The 1158-nt window shown below is 47.2% G+C and carries 1 protein-coding gene; it reads right to left on the bottom strand.

Annotated features, from left to right (window positions below; all coding sequences use genetic code 11):
- A partial coding sequence (locus tag R7P35_RS25470) for a tandem-95 repeat protein (protein ID WP_318093193.1) occupies positions 1-1158 on the bottom strand: 1158 nt, incomplete at both ends.

Genomic DNA, 1158 nt, shown 5'->3' with positions numbered 1-1158 from the left:
ATGGCATTTTCAACAGTCGGTGCATCGTTAACACGATTCACAACCAAACTATCACTGTCGCTAGCCGTTGGATTAACACCATCCGACACTGACGCGCTGATAGTTAGGTCTTTAAGGTTGAGCTCATCGTTGTTAACTGCATCGACGCCCGCTTGAGTCAGCTTGACTTCATCGCCAACTAACACAAAGTAACCGTTTGAGTTGTTTCCTAAAGAAACGGTTAATTGGTCTTCAGGCGTGTCAGTATCGCGAACCGTTAAGGTTGCGACTACCGTATCAGTGTTCACTGCATCTTCAGTGATGCTTTCTACTGCATCAACCTTGATGGTTGGCGCATCGTTCACTGGATTTACTGTAACAGTTACTTTCGCTTCGTCGGTCAATTGACCGTCCGTTACGGTGTAGGTGATTTCAGCGTGGCCATTGAAGTTTTCTGCCGGAGTGAAGACGAGTTTGCCATCAACGATCTCTACTTTACCTTGTGCTTCAGGAACAGTCGCAGATTGGATCGACAACTTATCGCCATCCACATCAGTATCGTTTGGCAGAACATCAATAGTAACTGCAGTGTCTTCTTGTGTCGTAGCGATGTCATCTTTCGCCACTGGCGCATCGTTGACCGGTGTTACATTGACTTCAACGGTAGTGGATTCAGACACACCGCCAGAGGTGACGATGTAGGTGAAAGTATCTTTACCGACGTAGTTATCATTTGGTGTGTAAGTCACGCTGCCGTCAGGATTGACCGAGACCGTGCCGTTGGCTGGGCCGTTATTGGTATCTAGCGACACCACTTTATCGTCGTCTTCGAACGTATCGTTACCTAAGACCTTGATGATGGTTGGCGTGTCTTCAACGACCGTCGCTTTGTCTGCCACAATGTCCGCCACAGGCGCAACTGTGAAGTTTACGGTTTGGCTAATGCTTTCACCGCTTGGATCAGTAGCAGTAAACGTTAGGGTTTCTGATCCGTTCCAGTCTGCTGTTGGTGAAATGGTCGCGATGCCATTTTCAATCGAAACCAACACGTTGCTATTGCCAGACACTGAGAAGTTTAGCGCTGAGTCGCTATCTTTAAATGCGTCGTTTAAATCAATCGTGTAGGTCGCAAAGTCTTCCGATAACTCTTGATCTGCAATGGCATTTTCAACAATCGGT

Origin of the sequence: Vibrio sp. Vb0304 (assembly GCF_033338995.1) — a bacterium.
Lineage (GTDB): Bacteria > Pseudomonadota > Gammaproteobacteria > Enterobacterales > Vibrionaceae > Vibrio > Vibrio alginolyticus.
This window is presented reverse-complemented; position numbering and strand designations above follow the sequence as displayed.